The following is a 1,314-nucleotide window of genomic DNA, read 5'->3' as shown; positions in this document are numbered from 1 at the left end:
CCGCCCCACCGCGACAGCACCCCATCCACCGGCCCCACCTCCCGGGCCAGCGCAACACCATCCGGTATCACCTTCAGCGAACGCAAATACGCGAACAACGGCGCCACCGCCCCCGACGAGGACATGTCCGTATGATCCGTCCGGCGGTCGGCCAGAAACCGTTCGACCGTCGCGGCATCGAAACCCGACGGATCCACCGCCTCCGCCGCAAGCCAACGACTCAGATGCTTCAGCAGGTTCAGCCGCAGCACCACCGACCCCGGGGCGTAACCGAACCCGGCCAGATAACCGGCGAACCCCGCCGCGCAGCCTGCCAACGGGCCGGGCCCGGTCCCTCTCAGCACATCAACCATGACGCTTTCCTTTCCCAATCAGGAAAGACCAGCGTGCACCCCGGCCCGGATTATGCCGATAAGAAACAGGAAGAACCCCGCCAAATCAGGCTGCCCGGAGCGACATCGGCATAATCCGGACATCGGAATAATGCAGTCACCATCATCACGTGGTCCACAAGGGTCAATGGACCATCCAGCTCCGCGCCGGCATCCCCTGGTTCATCCCGCCCCCGCACATTGACCCGCGCCAGGTGCCACGAAGAAACCGCTACTTCCGCCTCGAATGACGCCGGGTCCGGCTTAGGAAGCCCGCTTGAACGGGAGTTGGGTGCCAGGCTCGAATGGCACGGCGCCCTGGGCCGGGGTCATGGTAAACCAGTCACCGTTCTGCCTGTTGGCGTAAATCAGCATCCGGCGGTTTTCGTCGAGCGGATCGCCCTCCGGATAGGACACGCCGCCGGTGCACGTCAAGGGCATCGAAGCGATGCGGACGGGGCCGGGGCCGGGCTCGCCTTTGAGGACTGCCTCGACGTCCACGAGATGAATCTGCGCCGTGTAGCCGTAGATGCTGGTTTCGCCGTCCTTGGCAACGGGTTTCCCGATGAGGACGAGCCCGGCTTCCTTGAACTGCTCCTGGGGCGCCTCGAAGTGGACCCAGTCGACACAGGTTTCCGTGTGGGCGCCAGGCAAAAGGCTGCAGCCGGTCGTCAGGACGCCAATTAGCAGCCCCACCAGCGCCGTCGCCATTGGACTCCGCATCTTCAGAAGATAGCCTTCTGTACGAAGACGGTCCAGAGTCTTCGTACAGCCGCGATGGCAGGGCGGCCCGAAAGCCTCTGAACCGAAGGCTGCGTGACATCCCTAGTGTAGCGTGTCGTTGATTCCTTTGGGTATGAATTTTTGTCAGACTTGACCCATGGTTTATCTGGCAAAGGCACTGGAACTGCGCAACGGGGACCGCGAGGCCCTGGAGGCGCTG

At 63.3% G+C, this 1,314-nt stretch carries 2 protein-coding genes; both read right to left on the bottom strand.

Features of this window, described 5'->3' with window-relative positions:
* On the bottom strand, positions 1–353 hold a 353-nt coding region (locus J9611_RS21360), incomplete at its 3' end, for a hypothetical protein (RefSeq protein ID WP_211883252.1).
* Between the two features lie 282 nt (positions 354–635).
* Positions 636–1,094 carry a hypothetical protein gene (locus J9611_RS21355; protein WP_211883250.1) on the bottom strand — a complete coding sequence of 153 codons (459 nt, stop codon included), beginning with the start codon at positions 1,092–1,094 and terminating at the stop codon, positions 636–638.
* Positions 1,095–1,314 lie beyond the last annotated feature (220 nt).

The sequence above is a fragment of the Pseudarthrobacter albicanus genome, from assembly GCF_018224015.1.
Lineage (GTDB): Bacteria > Actinomycetota > Actinomycetes > Actinomycetales > Micrococcaceae > Arthrobacter > Arthrobacter albicanus.
This window is presented reverse-complemented; position numbering and strand designations above follow the sequence as displayed.